The sequence below is a fragment of the Vibrio sp. ECSMB14106 genome, from assembly GCF_000972265.1.
GTDB lineage: Bacteria > Pseudomonadota > Gammaproteobacteria > Enterobacterales > Vibrionaceae > Vibrio > Vibrio kanaloae.
In genome coordinates, this window is sequence record NZ_LAUM01000011.1 from 65,701 (window position 1) to 86,990 (window position 21,290).

14 protein-coding genes are annotated in these 21,290 nt (G+C 45.9%); 6 read left to right on the forward strand and 8 right to left on the reverse strand.

The window, feature by feature from the left end; translation table 11 throughout:
• Positions 1-194 precede the first annotated feature (194 nt).
• From secA to WR49_RS09935, 6 genes are all read left to right on the forward strand, one after another.
• Positions 195-2,921, forward strand: coding sequence for a preprotein translocase subunit SecA (gene secA, locus WR49_RS09910; protein WP_017056053.1), 2,727 nt, complete (start codon positions 195-197; stop codon positions 2,919-2,921).
• A gap of 182 nt (positions 2,922-3,103) precedes the next feature.
• Positions 3,104-3,502, forward strand: coding sequence for an 8-oxo-dGTP diphosphatase MutT (gene mutT, locus WR49_RS09915; protein WP_046223884.1), 399 nt, complete (start codon positions 3,104-3,106; stop codon positions 3,500-3,502).
• Positions 3,503-3,593: 91 nt separating this feature from the next.
• Positions 3,594-4,418, forward strand: coding sequence for a 4-hydroxy-tetrahydrodipicolinate reductase (dapB, locus tag WR49_RS09920; protein ID WP_017056055.1), 825 nt, complete (start codon positions 3,594-3,596; stop codon positions 4,416-4,418).
• Between the two features lie 504 nt (positions 4,419-4,922).
• Positions 4,923-6,077: a glutamine-hydrolyzing carbamoyl-phosphate synthase small subunit gene (carA, locus tag WR49_RS09925; protein ID WP_010434758.1), complete on the forward strand. Its 1,155-nt coding sequence runs from the start codon at positions 4,923-4,925 to the stop codon at positions 6,075-6,077.
• Positions 6,078-6,093: 16 nt separating this feature from the next.
• A complete protein-coding gene (gene carB, locus WR49_RS09930) occupies positions 6,094-9,324 on the forward strand; it encodes a carbamoyl-phosphate synthase large subunit (protein ID WP_017056057.1) in 3,231 nt (1,076 codons plus the stop codon).
• A 296-nt stretch (positions 9,325-9,620) separates the two neighbouring features.
• The gene (locus tag WR49_RS09935) at positions 9,621-10,400 is read left to right on the forward strand and encodes a TSUP family transporter (RefSeq protein ID WP_017056058.1); all 780 of its coding nucleotides are present in this window, start codon (positions 9,621-9,623) and stop codon (positions 10,398-10,400) included.
• On the opposite strand, the gene WR49_RS09940 is transcribed toward WR49_RS09935, so the two are convergent.
• The 8 genes from WR49_RS09940 to gltB form a co-directional block, all read right to left on the reverse strand.
• Positions 10,351-11,196, reverse strand: coding sequence for a LysR family transcriptional regulator (locus tag WR49_RS09940; RefSeq protein ID WP_017056059.1), 846 nt, complete (start codon positions 11,194-11,196; stop codon positions 10,351-10,353). The two genes, WR49_RS09935 and WR49_RS09940, sit on opposite strands and share 50 nt — an antisense overlap.
• 173 nt (positions 11,197-11,369) lie before the next feature.
• Positions 11,370-11,987, reverse strand: a complete 618-nt coding sequence (locus WR49_RS09945; RefSeq protein ID WP_017056062.1) for a TRIC cation channel family protein — start codon at positions 11,985-11,987, stop codon at positions 11,370-11,372.
• 77 nt (positions 11,988-12,064) lie between these two features.
• Positions 12,065-12,934: a vitamin B12 ABC transporter substrate-binding protein BtuF gene (gene btuF / locus WR49_RS09950; protein ID WP_046223885.1), complete on the reverse strand. Its 870-nt coding sequence runs from the start codon at positions 12,932-12,934 to the stop codon at positions 12,065-12,067.
• Position 12,935: 1 nt separating this feature from the next.
• Entirely contained in the window at positions 12,936-13,889 is a 954-nt protein-coding gene (locus WR49_RS09955) for a cobalamin biosynthesis family protein (protein ID WP_046223886.1), read from the reverse strand.
• 10 nt (positions 13,890-13,899) lie between these two features.
• A complete protein-coding gene (gene mtnN / locus WR49_RS09960) occupies positions 13,900-14,595 on the reverse strand; it encodes a 5'-methylthioadenosine/S-adenosylhomocysteine nucleosidase (protein ID WP_017056066.1) in 696 nt (231 codons plus the stop codon).
• Between the two features lie 126 nt (positions 14,596-14,721).
• Positions 14,722-15,150, reverse strand: coding sequence for a DUF1499 domain-containing protein (locus WR49_RS09965; protein ID WP_017056067.1), 429 nt, complete (start codon positions 15,148-15,150; stop codon positions 14,722-14,724).
• A gap of 181 nt (positions 15,151-15,331) precedes the next feature.
• Complete coding sequence (locus WR49_RS09970; protein ID WP_046223887.1) at positions 15,332-16,744, reverse strand: FAD-dependent oxidoreductase; 1,413 nt, start codon at positions 16,742-16,744, stop codon at positions 15,332-15,334.
• A gap of 16 nt (positions 16,745-16,760) precedes the next feature.
• Complete coding sequence (gltB, locus tag WR49_RS09975) at positions 16,761-21,224, reverse strand: glutamate synthase large subunit (protein WP_046223888.1); 4,464 nt, start codon at positions 21,222-21,224, stop codon at positions 16,761-16,763.
• Positions 21,225-21,290 lie beyond the last annotated feature (66 nt).

Consider the following 21,290-nt stretch of genomic DNA (forward strand, 5'->3'; position numbering starts at 1 on the left):
TGAAAATTACTTACACTAAGGGGCATTAATTTTAACTCAAGCCTTGAAAACTCTACTCTCAAGTACAATATCAAAGATACTAGATTTATCTCAGTATCCTTGGTTAGTAACTGAAGACTAGTTCATAGCTAGTAGAGACTGACGGCATTTAAAATAGATCGCGGACGATCTGAGAACGAAGAGATTCCAAGCACATGATTACTAAGCTGCTGACAAAGGTAATTGGCAGTCGCAATGACAGAACACTGCGCCGCCTTAGAAAAATTGTAAAAGAAATTAATAACTACGAACCAACGTTTGAAGCACTTTCTGATGAAGAGCTAAAAGCAAAAACGGTTGAGTTTCGTGAGCGCTTAGATAAAGGTGAATCGTTAGATCAACTTCTACCTGAAGCTTTCGCTACGGTACGTGAAGCGTCTAAGCGTGTTTACGGCATGCGTCATTTTGACGTGCAATTGATTGGTGGCATGGTTCTAAATGCCGGCCAAATTGCAGAGATGCGAACTGGTGAAGGTAAAACCCTTACTGCCACCCTGCCTGCTTATCTAAACGCACTTCCAAGTAAAGGTGTTCACGTAGTAACGGTGAACGACTACCTAGCGAAGCGTGATGCGGAAACAAACCGCCCATTATTTGAATTCCTTGGTATGACGGTTGGTGTGAATGTACCAAACATGGCTCCACCAGAGAAAAAAGAAGCCTACCAAGCTGATATACTATACGGAACAAACAACGAGTTTGGCTTTGACTACCTACGTGACAACATGGCTTTCCGTGCTGAAGATCGTGTTCAACGTGAACGTTTCTTCGCTGTTGTCGATGAAGTTGACTCCATCTTAATCGATGAAGCTCGAACTCCGCTAATCATCTCTGGTCCAGCTGAAGATAGTTCAGAGCTTTACACGCGCATTAACACTCTGATTCCTAGCCTTGAGCGCCAGGATAAAGAAGATTCAGAAGAGTACCGTGGTGAAGGTCACTACACCATGGACGAAAAATCGAAGCAGGTTCACCTGACTGAAAATGGTCAAGAGTTTGTTGAAGAGTTAATGGTGAAAAATGAGCTAATGGAAGAGGGGGATACACTTTACTCTCCAACCAATATCAGCCTGCTTCACCACGTAAACGCGGCTCTTCGTGCGCATGTATTGTTTGAGAAGAACGTAGACTACATCGTTACTGATGAAGGCGAAGTGGTTATCGTTGATGAACATACTGGTCGTACAATGCCAGGTCGTCGTTGGTCTGAAGGTTTACACCAAGCGGTTGAAGCTAAAGAAGGTGTGAAGATTCAGAATGAAAACCAAACACTAGCATCGATTACCTTCCAGAATTTCTTCCGTTTGTACGAAAAACTGTCTGGTATGACAGGTACAGCCGATACAGAAGCTTTCGAATTCCAGTCTATTTACGGCCTAGAAACAGTGGTTATTCCAACCAACAAACCTATGGTTCGTAACGATATGCCAGATGTGGTTTATCGTACTGAAGAAGACAAGTTCAATGCGATCATTGAAGACATTAAAGACCGTGTAGCCGCTGGTCAGCCATCACTGGTTGGTACAGTTTCTATCGAGAAATCTGAGCTACTGTCTAACGCACTGAAAAAAGCAAAAATTAAGCACAACGTTCTAAACGCTAAGTTCCACGAGATGGAAGCCGAGATCGTTGCACAAGCAGGTACGCCAAGTGCGGTAACTATCGCAACTAATATGGCCGGTCGTGGTACCGATATCGTGTTAGGTGGCAGCTGGCAGGCACAAGTTGATAAGCTAGATAACCCAACTCAAGAGCAGATCGATAAGATCAAAGCTGACTGGAGAGTCATCCACGATAAAGTACTTGAGTCAGGTGGTCTGCACATTATTGGTACTGAGCGTCATGAATCTCGCCGTATCGATAACCAGCTACGTGGTCGTTCTGGTCGTCAAGGTGATGCAGGTTCTTCTCGCTTCTATCTATCAATGGAAGACTCTTTGCTACGTATCTTTACATCAGATCGTATGGCTGGTCTTATCCAAAGTGGTATGGACGAAGGCGAAGCGATCGAATCTAAGATGCTTTCTCGCTCAATTGAAAAAGCTCAACGTAAAGTAGAAGGTCGTAACTTCGATATTCGTAAGCAACTTCTTGAGTACGATGATGTAGCCAATGACCAACGTAAAGTGGTTTATGAGCTTCGTGATGAACTGATGAGTTCTGACGACATCAGCGAAATGATCGAACACAACCGTGAAGACGTGTTTACTTCGGTTATCGATGAGTACATTCCTCCTCAATCTCTTGAAGACATGTGGGATATCGCTGGTCTGCAAGATCGTCTGAAGAATGACTTCGATCTAGACTTTGATATTCAAGGTTGGCTAGATGAAGACGATAAGCTTTATGAAGAAGCATTGCGTGAACGTATTCTTGGTATGGCGGTTGATTCCTACAAACAGAAAGAAGAAGTGGTTGGTGCTCAAGTACTGCGTAACTTCGAGAAGTCTGTGATGCTACAAACGCTAGACGGTCTTTGGAAAGAGCACTTGGCTGCGATGGATCACCTTCGTCAAGGCATCCACTTACGTGGTTATGCTCAGAAGAACCCGAAGCAAGAGTACAAGCGCGAGTCGTTTGAACTGTTTGAAGGCCTACTAGATGTACTAAAAACCGACGTTGTTACTATCCTTTCTAAAGTTCGCGTTCAGCAACAAGAAGAAGTAGAAAAGATGGAAGCTCAACGTCAAGCTCAAGCTGAAGAAGCGGCGCGTCGTGCACAAGCACAACATGCAACCGCTGAAAATCAGTTAGGTGACGATGAAGCTGAACCAGCATCTCCACAGACGGTAGTACGTGATGAGCGCAAAGTGGGTCGTAACGAGCCATGTCCATGTGGTAGTGGTAAAAAGTACAAGCAGTGTCACGGTCAGATTAACTAAGTTTCTATGAATCGTCGCCGTAGCGCTTAATAGCTGCGTTGGTGGTACTCACTTACTATCGTAAGCTCCGTGCCACCGCCTTGCTCTTAAGCACTACAGCTTAGCTTCAGAAAAACTGACAATGAAAATATAAAGAGTCGCTTAGGCGGCTCTTTTTTTAAGCTAATTTTGAGGAAAGCTTAATGAAAAGAATCCATATTGTTGCAGGTATTGTCTTTAACCAAGATAAGTCGCAGGTATTTATCACTAAACGACCTGATGACAAGCACAAAGGCGGCTTCTGGGAATTTCCTGGCGGCAAGGTTGAAGCGGGCGAAACCATTGAACAAGCCATGACTCGAGAGCTAGATGAAGAAATTGGTATCAAAGTGACAGAGCAATGTTTTTTTGAGCATCTTGAGTTTGATTACACGGATAAGTCGTTGAAGTTCGATTTTATTCTCGTGACTGACTTTGAACAGCAGCCTTACGGTAAGGAAGGTCAGCAAGGTGAATGGGTAAGCCTTGAATCATTGAATCAATACGCCTTCCCAGAGGCAAATGTGCCAATTTTAGAGCGAGTGATAAAAGAGTTTTCGTAATTGCTAGCCTGAGTTTGAGATTGTTGTTAGTTTAAAGATATTAACCGAATGAACGTTGCTGCAGAGGTAAGCGGTAACGGTAACCAAAACAATGGAGATATTCGCAGTGGTAAGAATTGCAATTGCAGGAGCAGCGGGCCGCATGGGTCGCAACTTGGTGAAAGCCGCTCATCATAATTCAGAAGCAAGTGTTGGTGCTGGCTCAGAGCGACCAGAATCATCTTTGGTCGGCGTTGATATCGGCGAGTTATGCGGTGAAGGTCGTTTTGATGTGGCTCTAGTCGATGACCTCTCGAAAGCGATTGAAGAATTTGATGTTATCGTCGACTTTACTGCGCCTGTTAGCACATTAGCGAATATTGAACTTTGTAAACGTCATGGTAAGAAGCTGATCATAGGAACAACAGGTTTCTCTGAAGAAGAGAAGCGAGTGATTGATGCTGCTTCAAAAGAGATCGCTATCGTAATGGCACCTAACTACAGTGTGGGTGTGAACCTGGTATTTAAGCTGCTAGAAAAGGCCGCTAAAGTGATGGGTGATTACTGTGATGTTGAGATCGTTGAGGCTCACCACCGTCATAAAGTTGATGCGCCTTCTGGTACTGCTATTGGTATGGGCGAAGCGATCGCGGGTGCGATGGGTAACGAGTTAAATGATGTCGCCGTATGGTCACGCGAAGGTATTACTGGCGAGCGTACTAAAGATGAGATTGGTTTTGCGACGATTCGTGCTGGTGACATCATTGGTGAGCACACTGCTATGTTTGCTGATATCGGGGAGAGAGTTGAAATTACTCATAAAGCCACAGATCGAATGACCTTTGCTAATGGCGCAATCAAGGCCGCAGTTTGGTTAAATGGTAAGTCAGCAGGCTTTTATACCATGACAGATGTCCTTGGGTTGAATGATCTATAAATAGATATTTATGCGCTGGCAATTGCCGGCGCTTTCTTTGTTTGGTACCTTTCCCTTCGCTATTTCTCCTTTTACAAGTTCCTCTCTACTTTCTTATTATCGTCGTTTTTCTATGACTTGACTGTGATTTTTGACTGGTATTGTTTGTTTTTTGTTTTAGGTGTCTAAATTATAGGGTTTTCTCTTTGTGTTTATCGATTGCTTTTTGTCGGTGATATTTCTGTCACTATATGGTTGGTGAAAATGAAGGGTAAAGATTAGAAAATCTTAATATTCGAACTAAACGAGCATTAAAGTTGAACTTTTGAAGCTTTGGTGGCAAAAGTTGAATTAGTTTATATAAATGTTTAATTTCTTTTACGTTAAATATTGACACGTATCACGTGCATCACTAAAATACCGCCAATTTGTCTAATTTCCATAAACACGCAGTTTCTGGTGTTGCAGGAAGGTATATTTGCAAATTAAGTCAATTTAAATGCATTTTTATTTCTGGAGGTTGTCTTGAAGAAGTCAGCACTACTCGTCCTAGAAGATGGGACAGTATTTCACGGTGAAGCCATTGGCGCTGTAGGTTCTGCAGTTGGTGAAGTCGTTTTTAATACCTCGATGACGGGGTACCAAGAAATCCTCACTGATCCTTCCTATTCTCAACAAATCGTTACCCTTACTTACCCTCACATTGGCAATACCGGAACCAATTCCGAAGACGAAGAATCTTCTTCAATCCATGCTCAAGGCCTTGTGATTCGCGATCTCCCTCTTATCGCTTCTAACTTCCGTAATGAACAATCCCTTTCTGATTACCTTAAGTCGCAAAACGTTGTGGGTATCGCTGATATCGATACTCGTAAGTTGACGCGTATTCTTCGTGAAAAAGGTGCTCAAAACGGTTGTATCGTAGCAGGCTCTTCGGTAAACGATGGGAACCTAGACGAAGCTTTGGCTCTAGCTAAAGCAAAAGAATTCCCTGGCCTAAAAGGTATGGATCTTGCGAAAGAAGTTACAACAAAAGAAGCGTATCAATGGAAACAAGGTTCGTGGACGCTTACGGGGGGACTTCCTGAAGCGAAAGCCGACTCTGAATTGCCATACCACGTTGTTGCTTATGACTTCGGCGCAAAACGAAACATCCTACGAATGCTTGTTGACCGCGGCTGCCGCCTAACGGTTGTTCCTGCTGAAACTTCTGCTGAAGAAGTACTCGCGCTGAACCCAGACGGTGTGTTCCTTTCAAATGGCCCTGGTGACCCAGAACCATGTACTTACGCAATTGAAGCGACAAAAGTGTTCCTAGAAAAAGGTTTACCGATCTTCGGCATCTGTCTAGGTCACCAAATTCTTGCTCTAGCGTCAGGTGCTAAGACTGTGAAGATGAAGTTTGGTCACCACGGTGCAAACCACCCAGTGAAAGATTTAGATCGTGATGTTGTGATGATTACTTCGCAAAACCACGGCTTTGCTGCTGACGAAGAAACCCTTCCAGAGACATTACGTGCAACGCACAAATCACTGTTTGATGGTTCTCTACAAGGTATTCACCGTACAGACAAACCCGCGTTTAGCTTCCAGGGTCACCCTGAAGCAAGCCCTGGTCCAGAAGACGCAGCGCCGTTATTCGACCACTTCATTGAATTAATTAAACAGCACACAGCTTAATCCGGAGTAGTAGACAATGCCAAAACGTACTGACATTAAAAGTATTCTTATTCTAGGTGCTGGCCCGATCGTTATCGGCCAAGCATGTGAGTTCGATTACTCTGGTGCTCAAGCTTGTAAAGCGCTTCGCGAAGAAGGTTACCGAGTTATTCTTGTAAACTCGAACCCAGCGACAATCATGACCGACCCAGAGATGGCAGATGCAACTTACATCGAACCTATTCAATGGGAAGTGGTGCGTAACATCATCGCTAAAGAGAAGCCTGATGCCGTTCTACCTACTATGGGTGGCCAAACGGCATTGAACTGTGCTCTAGACCTAGAAAAGCACGGCGTTCTTGAAGAGTTCGGTGTTGAAATGATTGGTGCAACGGCTGACGCTATTGATAAAGCAGAAGACCGTTCACGCTTCGATAAAGCAATGAAAGCAATTGGCCTTGAGTGTCCAACTGCTGATACAGCGAAATCGATGGAAGAAGCTTACAAAGTTTTAGACATGGTTGGCTTCCCTTGTATCATTCGTCCATCGTTCACGATGGGTGGTACTGGTGGCGGTATCGCTTACAACAAAGAAGAATTTGAAGAAATCTGTCGTCGTGGTTTGGATTTATCTCCAACTAACGAACTTCTTATCGATGAATCACTTATCGGTTGGAAAGAGTACGAGATGGAAGTGGTTCGTGACAAGAACGACAACTGCATCATCGTATGTGCGATTGAAAACTTCGACCCAATGGGTATTCACACAGGTGACTCAATCACAGTGGCTCCAGCTCAAACGCTGACAGACAAAGAATACCAACTAATGCGTAACGCATCTCTAGCAGTACTGCGTGAGATTGGTGTTGAAACGGGTGGCTCAAACGTACAGTTTGGTATTAACCCGAAAGATGGCCGTATGGTTATCATCGAGATGAACCCACGTGTATCTCGTTCTTCTGCACTTGCTTCTAAAGCAACAGGTTTCCCAATCGCTAAGATTGCCGCGAAACTGGCTGTTGGCTTCACGCTAGACGAGCTAATGAATGACATCACTGGCGGCGCAACACCAGCATCATTCGAACCAACAATCGACTACGTAGTCACTAAGATTCCTCGTTTTAACTTCGAAAAATTTGCAGGCGCTAACGACCGTCTAACGACGCAAATGAAGTCGGTTGGTGAAGTGATGGCTATCGGCCGTAACCAACAAGAATCTCTACAAAAAGCACTTCGCGGCCTAGAAGTTGGCGCGACTGGTTTTGACGAAATGGTAGACCTAGACGCACCAGATGCGCTAACGACTATTCGTCACGAACTGAAAGAAGCTGGCGCAGAGCGTATTTGGTACATCGCTGACGCATTCCGTGCGGGTATGTCAGTAGATGGTGTATTCAACCTAACGCAAATCGACCGTTGGTTCCTAGTTCAAATTGAAGATATCGTAAATCTTGAGCAAGAACTGAAAGCGAAAGGTTTTGCTGGTCTAAATAAAGACGAGTTAATCAAGCTTAAACGTAAAGGTTTTGCAGATGCGCGACTATCTAAGATTCTAGGAGTCGCAGAAAGCGAAATCCGTCGTATGCGTGACCAATACGATATTCACCCAGTTTACAAGCGTGTAGATACGTGTGCGGCTGAGTTCTCTTCAGATACGGCTTACATGTACTCATCTTACGATGAGGAGTGTGAAGCGAACCCAACAGACAAAGACAAGATCATGATTCTAGGCGGCGGTCCAAACCGTATCGGCCAAGGTATTGAGTTTGACTACTGTTGTGTACACGCATCATTAGCACTACGTGAAGATGGCTACGAAACTATCATGGTTAACTGTAACCCTGAGACCGTTTCTACAGACTATGATACCTCTGACCGTCTATACTTCGAACCAGTCACCCTGGAAGACGTACTAGCCATCGCTCGCGTTGAGAAGCCAAAAGGCGTTATCGTTCAGTACGGTGGCCAAACGCCACTTAAACTGGCTCGTGCTCTTGAAGCGGCTGGCGTGCCAATAATCGGTACTAGCCCAGACGCAATCGACCGTGCAGAAGACCGTGAGCGTTTCCAAGTTGCTGTAGACCGTCTAGGCCTACTTCAGCCAGAGAACGCGACAGTAACAACAATGGAGCAAGCGGTTGAGAAATCTCGCGAAATCGGCTTCCCATTAGTTGTACGTCCTTCTTACGTACTTGGTGGTCGTGCGATGGAAATCGTATACGACGAGCAAGATTTACGTCGCTACTTTAACGAAGCAGTAAGCGTATCAAACGAGTCTCCAGTACTACTGGATAGCTTCCTAGACGACGCTGTTGAAGTAGACGTCGATGCGATTTGTGACGGTGAGCGCGTTGTTATCGGCGGTATCATGGAGCATATCGAGCAAGCGGGTGTTCACTCAGGCGACTCAGCATGTTCTCTTCCTGCCTACACGCTAAGCCAAGAAATCCAAGACGTAATGCGCGAGCAAGTTGAAAAGCTAGCGTTCGAATTGGGTGTTCGTGGTCTGATGAACACGCAGTTTGCGGTTAAGAACAATGAAGTATACCTAATCGAAGTTAACCCTCGTGCAGCACGTACGGTTCCATTTGTGTCTAAAGCAACGGGCGCGCCAATCGCTAAGATTGCCGCTCGTGTAATGGCGGGTCAATCGCTAGAGTCTCAAGGTTTTACCAAAGAAATCATCCCACCTTACTACTCAGTGAAAGAAGTTGTACTTCCATTCAACAAGTTCCCTGGTGTTGACCCACTGTTAGGCCCAGAAATGCGCTCTACTGGTGAAGTTATGGGTGTTGGCGCGACATTCGCAGAAGCATACTCTAAAGCTGAATTGGGTTGTGGCAACATCTACCCAGAAGGCGGCCGTGCACTTCTTTCGGTTCGTGAAGGCGATAAAGAGCGTGTTGTTGACCTAGCATCTAAGCTATCTAAGCTTGGTTATCAGCTAGACGCAACACATGGTACTGCGGTTATCCTTGGCGAAGCCGGTATCAACCCACGTCTAGTAAACAAGGTACACGAAGGTCGTCCTCACATTCTTGACCGTATCAAGAACAACGAGTACACGTACATCGTGAACACTGCGGCTGGTCGTCAAGCGATTGAAGATTCTAAAGTACTTCGTCGTGGCGCATTGGCTGAAAAAGTTAACTACACGACTACGCTAAACGCTGCATTCGCGACTTGCATGGCGCACACTGCAGATGCGAAGACGTCAGTCATTTCAGTTCAAGAGCTACATGCTCAAGTAAAAGCGAACGAAGCTTAATCGACTAGATTAAACGAAAGTAGAGGCCCGCTCTGAAGAGCGGGCTTTTTTATGCTTGCCATCCTGTTTATACCTCTCGTAGTAAACAACTGTTCTCCCTAGTTTGTTAAAAGTCTCGATAATTTCCTTTTTATTCTCAAGTCTGTTCCCACTCGATTTATGAACACTCACTTATTGTGATTAGCATTAGACTAAATGATGAAGATTTGGAATAGGTTAAAATCTTGTGTTTCGTTATTGATCGCTTTCTTAGGGTGGTAAGTTGTCGTTATACGGAATTTTAAGGCACTGAGTATATGGAAATCACTCTAGAAATATTGGCTATTTTGTTTGTTGTCGCAACGGTGGCTGGCTTTATTGATGCGATGGCTGGCGGCGGTGGCTTATTAACTTTACCTGCATTACTCGCGGCGGGTGTCCCACCGACACAGGCCCTTGCTACTAATAAACTTCAAAGCTCTTTTGGTAGCTTCTCGGCGACTTGGTATTTCGTGCGCAATGGTATCGTCAGTATTAAAGAGATGCGTTTTGCGATCATCTGCACTTTTATTGGTTCGGCTATTGGGGCTGAATTAGTCCAATATATAGATGCAAGCTTACTGACGAGTGTTATCCCACTGTTGCTTATTGCTATCTCTCTCTATTTTCTGCTTGCACCTCCAACAACGGTTTCTAAAGGCAAGCAAAAGATCTCTGAGGCAATGTTTGCGCTGTGTATTGGCGGTGGTGTGGGTTTCTACGATGGGTTCTTTGGTCCAGGTACGGGGTCTATTTTTACGGTTTGCTTTGTCGTCATTGGGCATTTCTCTTTGGTTGATGCTACAGCTCGCACCAAGGTACTTAATTTCACCTCGAACATTGCTGCATTGATCTTCTTTATCTTGGCTGGCTTGCCTATTTGGGAGTTAGGATTAGTGATGGCGGTCGGTGGCTTTATGGGCGCTCAGCTCGGCGCTAAAGTGGTAGTGACAAAAGGGCAGAAGTGGATTCGCCCCCTTGTGATCGTAATGTCGATGCTAATGGCGTCTAAACTGCTTTGGGAACAGCATCAACAATCGATTCTATCACTGTTTTAACCCTTGGAGAGTGATAGCTATTTGGCCTCACACAGATATGAATTGGTCGAATTAAGCCTGCTAATTCTGGGAAACTATACAGGTATTGAGACTCAATATTGAGTGTTTTTACGATAGAGAGCGGGATTAAAGCCGGCCCCGCTCCACCTAATGCAAGTTGCGCTGCTGCGGTGTAGGCATCCATCTCCATTAAGGGTTTGATATCGAATTTTGCAAGCACAGATAACTGATAAGAGTTGGCAGGGTTCGTCATATCGTTGGTAATGACCAATGGAGGAAGTGCCGTGAGCGACTGCTTACTTACAATGTAAAACGGCTCATCAAACAGGTGGAAGGTCATCAATCCATGATGCGGCGGCAGTAAACCAGCACACAACCCCAAGGTTGCCTTGCCAGATTGTACGCGCTCTATGATTCTTGGGGTATGGTTGGTGGTGATGGTTATGTGTTTATCTTGTTTGATAAATTGCCCCATCATCTCACCTAGATAGCCCGCTATCAGAGACTTAGAGCTATCTAAAGTGATGAGAGTGGTATCTTCCAACTCTTGCTGTTCATAAATAAGGCCACGAAGCTCGTTGAATGCAGGGCCGATACTCTCGACTAGTGCAATTGCATCCGGCGTCAGTTTGATCTGTCGGCCACTCGGTTCAATGAGCTTTTTACCTAGCTTCCTTTCTAAATTCGCAATCCGTTTGCTGACCGCTGATTGGCTGATATAAAGCAAACTGCCTGTACGGCTCATGGTCTTTGCTTTACTCAATACCAGTAGAGTTTCGATTCCTTCGAGTAGCATTGGTTATATTCATGAAATTTGGGAATGATTGTTTCAACTTACCTCAAACAGCATTCATTCTCTAGTCTTGAGACTTGGAGAGGTTAGCTTAAATAAGATAACGATATAAGGATTAGCGAGGCAGAAATAAAAAAAGCTCCCAGCGGAGCTCTTTTCTATTGGGTAACGATAGCTTATTTGATGGCGAAGGTCGGCAATGATAAATGCCAACGAATGGCGCCAAGCCTGATCAATAGCGTTGAGAACACGCCGGCCAGAAATGCAGTTTCTGAATCGTGCCCCATGCTGATCGCCATGGTATGGAAAGCGCCACCAATGATACAAGCGGTCGCGTAGACTTCACTTCTTAGAATCATTGGCACTTCACGGGCAAGCACGTCACGGATAATACCGCCACCGCAGCCGGTGATGACACCCATGATGATGGCCACTAGTGCTGAATCTTGATAGATAAGCGCTTTTTCTACACCAATGCCAACAAACACCGCTAAGCCAATCGCATCACATACCGGTAATATCCACCAAGCCAGACGTTTTGGACGTCTTACAATAATCATGGTCAGCAAGCAGGTAGTGATGATGACCCAAAGGTAGGTGGTATCAGTGATCCAAAAAACGGGAGTCGCACCCAATGCCATGTCACGAATAGTGCCGCCGCCAATTGCGGTCACGCTGCCTAGAACGGCGACGCCAAAGGGATCCATCTTAAGACGGCCTGCGACAAAAACGCCAGAAATAGCAAAGATGGCAGTGCCAAATAAATCGATAATATAAAGCAGCATGGAGTCCATGATACTGGTGCTCTTATTGGTTGAAATTATAGGTATTGACGTTGGTGGCGAATTGTACGAAAAAATGCAGCAAATAGTTAGCGATTTTGCCTAGCTCTATCGAAGAAATCGCACACTTGTTGAATCGCTTTTGAAGTTCTGGTTGTCGGGCGATTGATCCAGTCAGAATTGAGTGACCAAATCTGATCTTGAGCGACCGCCGGAATCTCCTCTTCCCAAGTTTGCCACATGGTTCCATTCTCGATGGCGTGCTGAGAGGTGAAGATCACCTCAGGTTTCTTTAGTACAACTTGTTCAATACCAACTTGCGGATAAGGAGAGGCGCTGTTTTCAAAAATATTGTGGCCACCACAAAACTCAAACACCTCACTTGGCCAATGCCCTTGAGCAACAGTGATGATCGGCTTTTCACTAAGCTGATAAAAGTAGTTTACAGGCTCGGCATCTTTATATTTTAGTTTCAACGCGTTGAGCTGCTCTCTGTATTGCTTAGCATTGTTCTCTCCAATACTCGGATCACTGGAGTATTGGCTTAGTTGTTCAATATTGGTCGCAATGCTGTCTAGGCTTTTGGTTTTAGAGTAGTAAATATTAAATCCAAACTGCTCTAGCTTTGCGAGTTCTCTGGGCGGGTTGCCAGCAGGCCACGCAAGAATCAGATCTGGCTGCAGTGCGATGATTTTCTCAACCTTAATACCTTGGTAGTTCGCCACTTTCTCAAGCTTGTCTGCTTGTGGTGGGTAATCACTTCGCTCACTTACCGCAACAAGCTTATTACCTAAACCTGCACTGTACGCGAGTTCAGTGGCGTGAGGAGCAAGGCTGACCACGCGTTGAGCTGGTTGTACTTTTTCTGGAGTCAGTGATGCTTCTTTTGCAAATGATAAAGGCAGCCATAAGCTGGAAGACAAAATAGTAAGGCTTGTAACAAGTGCTGAAGATTTCACTCTAAATCCCTTGGTGAATAAATAATAAGGCTAGGCTTTGTAAAAGTATCCAGATAGTGATACGACCAAATAGCAGTTTCTGAACCTGAGATAGATGCAGAGTTGACGGTGCGATTCTGCCGCCTAATTTTGCGCGAATGGCTTTGGTGTTGTTGTAAATCGCAGGACCACCCAATGATAGTTCAAGCTTGTTGCCAACGGCCGTGATTAACCAGGCTGGGCCGGGCAGTGGCCAAGAGCGACTTTGGACTAGCATCATCTTAAATGTGTGCGTTGCTTTATCACCACATACGATCATCAAAGCAAACAAACGCATCGGTATGAATTCGAGAATAGCGACTATCTTGATCGCCGTTGAGCCGAATGGAGAAAATTGCTTGCGACTTGGCGACCAAGCTCGAGCTAACTCGACCACAAGGCGATACATTAACGCGGCAATTCCACCACCAATGGCGTACCAGAACAACACACAAACTACGTTACGAGCGTAACCCATGATGATGGTTTCTGTGGCGGCTTTGCCTAGGCCAAGTGACGAAAGTGATTCGGTTTGACGATTGACTATTGGGGCCAGTAACTGACGAGCGGCCGCTTTATCTTCTCGGCCAATCGCTTTAATCAGTTGGTTAGTCAGCTTTTCATTATTGCGCCAATCAATCGCGAGTAATAACAGTGCCAATTCAAACAGTTGAGCTTGCCAAACCAATGGTTGCAGTGCCAAGAGAATAACCAGAGTCGGCAGTACCATTAACCCCCAGGCTAATGTGCCTGAGATTAAGCTTTGGGAATAGTTGTGGTTGTTATTAACCTTGCTTGCTAAAAGCTCAGCAAACTTATGCCATAAGGTCGTGGGGTGTGCGGCATGGGGGATAGGTAAAATTAAATGAAAAAGCAGTGCTCCCCACATCACAAGGAGCACGCCATTTGCAAATACCTGATCAAACAGTGTTTGCATATCTAGTCGCTTACTTTAGTAGGGCAACCATCTTGATAACCATTTCAGAAGAGCTTTGCGCTGCTAGTGGCAGGAACTCTTCGAAGCTCATTGGTGATTCTTTGTCTGCAACGTCAGAGATTGCACGGACAACCACGAATGGTACTTGGAATTGGTGACAAGCTTGAGCGATAGCCGATGCTTCCATCTCTACAGCAACAACTGACGGGAAGTGCTTGCGAATGAACTCTTGGCGTTCTGCCGTGCAAACAAATGCGTCACCAGTACAAATAAGACCGCGAACGGCATGCTTATCTTCCATTTGTGCTAGTGCTTGTTCAGCAACAGCCATAAGTTTATCATCTGCTTTGAACGCAGCAGGTTGACCTGCCATTTGGCCGATTTCATAACCGAAAGCGGTTACGTCTGCATCGTGATGACGAACTTCAGTTGAGATAACGACATCGCCAAGGTTAAGTGTTGAGTCAAAACCGCCAGCTGAGCCTGTGTTTAGAACGACATCTGGTTGGTATTCGCTTAGAAGGATTGAAGTACCAACAGCTGCTGCTACTTTACCAATCCCTGATTGAAGCAAAACAACGTCAACACCATTTAGCTGACCGGAGAAAAAGGTACAACCGCCTTTATTCACTTCAGTGATATCTGAAATTGCTGCTTTTAGGATCGCAATTTCTTGCTCCATTGCGCCAATGATGCCGATTTTCATGTGTAGTCTCTTAATAAAAATATGTAAACAGTAGAACGAAATTGTAGCATGGAAGAGAAGCGTCGAGCGACTGCCCAGAAGCACTTCTCATCCTAATACCGACGATTTATCCACGTATTCTTTTATCTATTTGATTAGGCCTTCACTTTTTAGGCTTGTGCGAAGTTGTTCAGCACGTTTTCGGTTCACCCCAAAATCAGAGTAGCCAGTACGAGACTCGGAACGTACGATCAGCTTGCCACCAGTAACTCTGAGTTCTAAGTCATCGACAAAGCGCATGATGCGAGAAGTACATTCAATACGTAGGTAATTTTCGGTTCTGTTGGCTGTTTTCGAGCCCGGTAAGGTCAGCGCAACCTGTTCAATAGCATCGAGGTTTGCTGAATCTGATAATTCAAATGCGGCCAATGCATGCTGCTCACGATCATCTTGGGTCGATACACAGTTTGGTTTGTCGCCACAAGGTGATGAAGTTCTGTCTTCCATGTCAGTGATACCTTGGCTGCAAGCGGTTAAAGTCAAAAGAGAGAGAAAAAGGAGAGCTGTTTTTTCCATAGTGTTTCCTATGCGTTGTTTTAATTCTAATTCTAATTGTCGTTTTCGGTATTGGCCATTTAGTGATTGTTTTACTCTTTATCGTTACCTTTTAATAAAGCGTATTTAATTCAAAAAGGATCCATCATTGGATCCTTTTTTTATAGTAACGAACTGAGTAATAAAGGAAACCTTAGATTAGTCACACTTCTAGGTAATCTAATATCCCTTCCGCGGCTTTACGGCCTTCATCGATAGCGGTCACCACCAAGTCTGAGCCTCGAACCGCATCACCACCTGCAAAAATCTTGCTGTTGGTGGTTTGGTATTGAAACTCTTGTTGTCCAGGAGCTTTGATGCGTCCCCACTGATCCAAATCAACACCGAAAGGTTCTAGCCATTCCATCGCATGAGGTTGAAAACCAAATGCCATGATAACGGCGTCTGCTTCAAGAATATGCTCACTGCCTTCAACGGGTTGAGGACGACGACGGCCAGCGTCATCAGGCTCACCCAAAGCGGTTTTCACGACTTTGACGCCAACGACATGACCAGAGTTGTTAAGCTCTAAGCCAATAGGCTGAAGGTTGAACATGAACTTCACGCCTTCTTCTTTGGCATTCTTCACTTCGCGACGAGATCCTGGCATGTTGGCTTCATCTCGGCGATAAGCACAAACGACGTTAGCTGCGTGTTGACGAATCGAAGTTCGGACACAGTCCATCGCGGTATCCCCCCCACCAAGCACGACCACTTTTTTGCCTTTCATGTCGATGAATGGCGTTGGGTTATCCAGTTCCATGACCTTGTAGGTATTGGAAACAAGGAAGGGTAGAGCATCATAAACGCCCGGTGCTTCTTCGTTGTCTAACCCTGCTCGCATGTTTTTATAGGTACCGACCCCTAAGAAAACGGCATCATAGTCATCGACCAGTTGTTGTAGTTGAACGTCTTTACCGACTTCGGTATTCATCTTAAATTCGACACCCATTCCACTAAAGATACGGCGACGGTTTTCCATGATGCCTTTCTCTAGTTTGAACGATGGGATACCAAATGTCAGCAGGCCACCGATCTCTGGGTAGCGGTCAAATACCACGGCCTTTACACCATTTCGAACTAAGATGTCAGCTGCCGCAAGACCTGCGGGGCCTGCACCGATGATCGCGACTTTTTTGTCGGTCCATTCTACGTGGGACATGTCTGGTTTCCAGCCCATCTCAAACGCTTTGTCGGTAATGTATTTTTCAATATTACCTATTGTTACTGCGCCAAAATCATCATTGAGGGTACAAGAACCCTCGCACAGTCGGTCCTGAGGACAAACGCGTCCACACACCTCAGGTAAGCTGTTGGTTTGGTGAGCCAATTCGGCTGCTTCGATAATTCGCCCCTCATTGGCGAGCTTAAGCCATTGAGGGATGTAGTTATGGACAGGGCACTTCCATTCACAATATGGGTTACCACAGTCTAAACAGCGGTCAGCTTGCGCTTTAGCTTGTTGTTTCGTGAAAGGTTCGTAGATCTCTACAAACTCAATCTTACGTATTTTGATTGGCTTCTTCGCTGGGTCTACGCGATTCACATCAATAAATTGGTATACATTCTGGCTCATTATTGGCTCCTTCCAATTATTGCGCTTGAACACGAAGTTCAGCAGAGCTACGGCTTTGGTGACCGAGCAAGGTGTTAAGATCTGCCGTCTTCGGCTTCACTAAGTAGAACTTCGGAATCCATTCATCAAAGTTCGCCAGAATCGCTTCAGCGTGCACTGAGCCTGTCTCTTCTAAGTGCTCAGCAATCAAGCCGCGCAGATGTTCTTGGTGGATAAATAGGTCCGACAAAGAAAGTGCTTCTACCGATTCGTTGTTCACTCGGCCTTGGAAGTCTTCATTCTTATCCATCACATAAGCAAAACCGCCTGTCATACCGGCGCCGAAGTTCACTCCGGTTGCGCCAAGAATGGCCACAATACCGCCCGTCATGTATTCACAGGCATTGTCACCTGCGCCTTCAATCACAGCGACGGTACCTGAATTACGTACCCCAAATCGTTCACCTGCAGTGCCTGCAGCAAATAGTTTTCCTCCGGTTGCACCATACAAACAGGTGTTACCGATGATGGTCGCTTCGTTACAAACGAATGCAGTGCCTTGGTGAGGCTTGATAACCACCTTACCGCCCGCCATGCCTTTGCCGACATAGTCATTGGCGTCACCCGTCAGGTACAGCTCGACGCCACCGGCGTTCCAAACTGCAAATGATTGGCCTGCTGTACCATCGAGGTACAATTTAATCGGTGCCCCCGCCATACCTTGGTTGCCGTAGCGTTTCGCTATTTCACCTGAGATACGAGCGCCAATCGAACGGTCGGTGTTGATCACGTTGTAGTAGAGGCTGGTGGACTGTCGCTTATCAATTGCATCGAGTGCATCATCAAGGATCTGCTGGTTGAGCTGAGCTTTATCAAACGGCGCGTTTGGCTCGGTCCAAAATAGCGGGTGACCTTCTGCAGATATCGGAGCTTCGAGTATTGAAGAAAGATCGAGCTTGCTCTGTTTCGCTGTGAGGCCTTGGACTGCTTCAAGTAAATCCGTGCGACCAATTAGGTCTGTTAGTTTTTCTACCCCAAGCTCTGCAAGGTATTGGCGTACTTCATCGGCTAGACCCGTAAAGTAGTTCATCACCATTTCAGGTAAGCCTTTGAAGTATTCACGGCGTAGTGTTTCATCCTGAGTTGCCACACCAGTAGCACAATTGTTGAGGTGACAAATTCGTAAGAACTTACAACCCATTGCGACCATTGGCGCTGTTCCAAAACCAAAGCTTTCCGCACCGAGAATTGCGCCTTTGATAACATCGAGGCCGGTTTTTAAACCACCATCGACTTGCAGGCGAATTTTATGACGAAGCCCATTGGCGACGAGTGCTTGTTGAGTTTCGGCTAAGCCAAGCTCCCAAGGGCAACCAGCGTATTTAACCGAGGTTAACGGGCTTGCAGCTGTACCGCCATCGTAGCCAGAAATGGTAATTAGATCGGCATAAGCTTTCGCTACACCCGTCGCAATGGTGCCTACACCCGGTTCAGATACTAATTTTACTGAAACCAAGGCTTTAGGGTTAACTTGCTTAAGGTCGAAAATCAGCTGCGCCAGATCCTCGATAGAATAGATATCGTGGTGTGGAGGAGGGGAGATCAGAGTCACGCCCTGAACTGAGTATCTCAGCTTAGCGATTTCTGCCGTGACTTTATGACCCGGCAGCTGGCCGCCTTCTCCTGGCTTCGCACCTTGCGCGACCTTGATCTGCAGAACATCTGCATTGGTTAGGTAATGTGGCGTTACACCAAAACGACCAGAAGCTATCTGTTTAATACGCGAGTTACGATCAGTCCCAAAGCGTCGTGGATCTTCACCACCTTCACCAGAGTTGGAGTAGCCTCCCAAGCGGTTCATCGCCATGGCTAGCGCTTCATGTGCTTCTGGGCTCAAGGCGCCAATTGACATGGCTGCAGAATCAAAGCGTTTAAAGAGATCGCTATTTGGTTCTACTTTTTCTAGTGGCAGAGGTTGTTCGGCTTTTTTCAGACTCATTAAGTCACGCAGCATCGCTGCAGGGCGAGCATTAACTTGCTTCGCAAAAGATTGATAATCTGATGTTTCGCCTGTCTTTACGGCTGTTTGTAAAGTACTGACTACGTCTGGGTTGTAGGAGTGATATTCGCCGCCATGTACATACTTGAGTAACCCACCATGCTCGATTGGTTTGCGTTTCGTCCACGCTTTACGAGAGAGGTTATAAAGATCTTGTTGGAAATCGCTAAAGCTTGCACCTTGGATTCGTGTGGTTACGCCACGGAAGCAGAGCTCAACGACGTCAGTATGTAAGCCAACGGCTTCAAATAGTTGTGAACAACGATAAGATGCGATGGTTGATATACCCATTTTCGACATGATCTTATATAGACCTTTGTTGATGCCGTTTTGGTAATTTTGCATTGCGGCACGATAGTCTTTATCTAAAGAGCCATCATCCAACATTTTACTTAACGCTTCATAGGCAAGGTATGGGTAAACTGCGGTAGCACCGAAGCCAAGCAGCACGGCAAATTGGTGTGGGTCGCGCGCAGTTGCCGTTTCAACCACGATGTTGGCATCACATCGTAGGTCCGTGTCCGCAAGTCTCGTTTGTACCGCACCAACAACCATAGCGGCTGGGATGGGCAGTTTGCCTTTCTCTAAACCTTTATCCGATAGAATAATTAAAACTGCACCTTTACGGACTTCTTGCTCTGCACTATCACATACCGCCTTGATCGCTTGTTCAAGGTCTTGATGACTAGGATCGTAGTGCATGCTGAGAATGACATGGCGGTAATGTTTTTGGCTTAATTGCAGAAGCTGCTGCATGTCTGAGTAAAGTAATACGGGAGAATCGAAAGTGACACGATAGGCATGACCATCGGTCTCACAGAACACATTCATCTCTTTACCAATACTGGTCGCCAAAGACATCACGTGTTTTTCACGCAGTGGATCGATTGGTGGGTTGGTCACCTGAGCAAACTTTTGACGGAAATAATCGGTGATGAGGCGCTCTTTAGAAGACAGCACGGCCATCGGCGTATCATCGCCCATCGAGCCGACCGCTTCTTGCCCCATGTCACCAAGCACACGCAGTACTTGGTCTGACTCTTCGCTACTCATCGCAAACTGTTTTTGATAAGTCTTTAGTGTGTCATCGTCAAAGCTACGCTTACCGACTTGATCATCTGACAATTTGGAAAACGGTGTTAATTTGTGAACGTTCTTTTCCATCCACTCTTTATAGGGGTGGCGGCCTTTGAGGTCATTGTCGATCTCGTTGGATTGCCACAGCTTGCCACGACGAGTATCAATTACCAGTAATTCACCTGGCCCAACTCGACCTTTTTTTGCAACTTCATCTGGGGCGTAATTCCAGATGCCGACCTCAGATGCCAGAGTGATCAGGTTGTCTTTAGTAATGACATAACGTGCCGGGCGCAGGCCGTTTCTGTCGAGGTTACACGCGGCGTAACGACCATCAGAAAGGACGATACCTGCGGGGCCATCCCACGGTTCCATATGTTTGGAGTTGAAGTCGTAGAATGCACGCAGATCTGGGTCCATGTCTGGGTGGTTTTGCCAAGCGGGCGGCACAAGCATACGCATTGCTCGGAATACATCCATACCCCCGGCAAGGAACAGGTCGAGCATGTTATCTAGGCTTGATGAATCAGAGCCTGTCTCATTCACAAAGGGGGCGGCCGTTTGTAAGTCGGGCAGCAGTGGTGAAGAGAATTTATAAGCACGAGCTTTAGCCCATTGACGGTTACCTTCGATGGTATTGATCTCACCATTATGTGCCAAATAGCGGAATGGTTGAGCCAGTGGCCAGCGTGGCTGAGTATTAGTTGAAAAGCGCTGGTGGAACAGACATATCGCCGATTCCATGCGTAAGTCTGCAAGATCGAGGTAAAATCGCGGAAGATCGGCCGGCATACACAGACCTTTGTAAACCATGACTTGTGTTGAAAGGCTACAAATATAGAAATCTTTGTCTTCGGTGATCTGTTTTTCAATTCTACGACGAGCGATATAAAGGCGTCGTTCAATATCGCGTTCACGCCAGCCAGCAGGAGCTGAGATAAACACTTGCTGAATATTGGGAACAGAATCTTTGGCAATCGGACCTAATACGTCAGTATTGGTCGGCACTACGCGCCAACCTGCAACAGTTAAGGTCTCTTGAGCGAGCTCTTTATTGACGATGTCTTGCGCGGATTGCGCTTTGATTGGATCTTGGCTGAAGAAAATCATGCCGACAGCGTATTGCTTGCCGAGCTTGAAGTTATTCTCTTCAGCAATAATTCTGAGATAAGAGTCTGGCTTCTGTAGCAATAAGCCACAACCGTCTCCGGTTTTACCATCCGCAGCGATACCACCACGGTGTGTCATACGATCGAGGGCTGAAATAGCAGTTCGTACCAACTTATGACTCGGTTGGCCTTCCATTTGCGCTATTAAACCAAATCCACAGTTGTCTTTTTCAAGACTAGGATCATATAGAGCCATTGCAATTCTCCCTTTTGCTTCTCTGTCATCCAGACAGTAAATGACTAACTATTCATGTACTTGTTA

Bases quoted from the DNA above. Each gene is read 5' to 3' on its own strand.
- WR49_RS09935 (WP_017056058.1), top strand. From the start codon at position 9,621: ATGGAAATCACTCTAGAAATATTGGCTATTTTGTTTGTTGTCGCAACG.
- WR49_RS09940 (WP_017056059.1), bottom strand. From the start codon at position 11,196: ATGCTACTCGAAGGAATCGAAACTCTACTGGTATTGAGTAAAGCAAAG.
- mutT (WP_046223884.1), top strand. From the start codon at position 3,104: ATGAAAAGAATCCATATTGTTGCAGGTATTGTCTTTAACCAAGATAAG.
- mtnN (WP_017056066.1), bottom strand. From the start codon at position 14,595: ATGAAAATCGGCATCATTGGCGCAATGGAGCAAGAAATTGCGATCCTA.
- carB (WP_017056057.1), top strand. From the start codon at position 6,094: ATGCCAAAACGTACTGACATTAAAAGTATTCTTATTCTAGGTGCTGGC.
- secA (WP_017056053.1), top strand. From the start codon at position 195: ATGATTACTAAGCTGCTGACAAAGGTAATTGGCAGTCGCAATGACAGA.
- WR49_RS09945 (WP_017056062.1), bottom strand. From the start codon at position 11,987: ATGGACTCCATGCTGCTTTATATTATCGATTTATTTGGCACTGCCATC.
- WR49_RS09965 (WP_017056067.1), bottom strand. From the start codon at position 15,150: ATGGAAAAAACAGCTCTCCTTTTTCTCTCTCTTTTGACTTTAACCGCT.
- WR49_RS09955 (WP_046223886.1), bottom strand. From the start codon at position 13,889: ATGCAAACACTGTTTGATCAGGTATTTGCAAATGGCGTGCTCCTTGTG.
- gltB (WP_046223888.1), bottom strand. From the start codon at position 21,224: ATGGCTCTATATGATCCTAGTCTTGAAAAAGACAACTGTGGATTTGGT.
- WR49_RS09970 (WP_046223887.1), bottom strand. From the start codon at position 16,744: ATGAGCCAGAATGTATACCAATTTATTGATGTGAATCGCGTAGACCCA.
- dapB (WP_017056055.1), top strand. From the start codon at position 3,594: ATGGAGATATTCGCAGTGGTAAGAATTGCAATTGCAGGAGCAGCGGGC.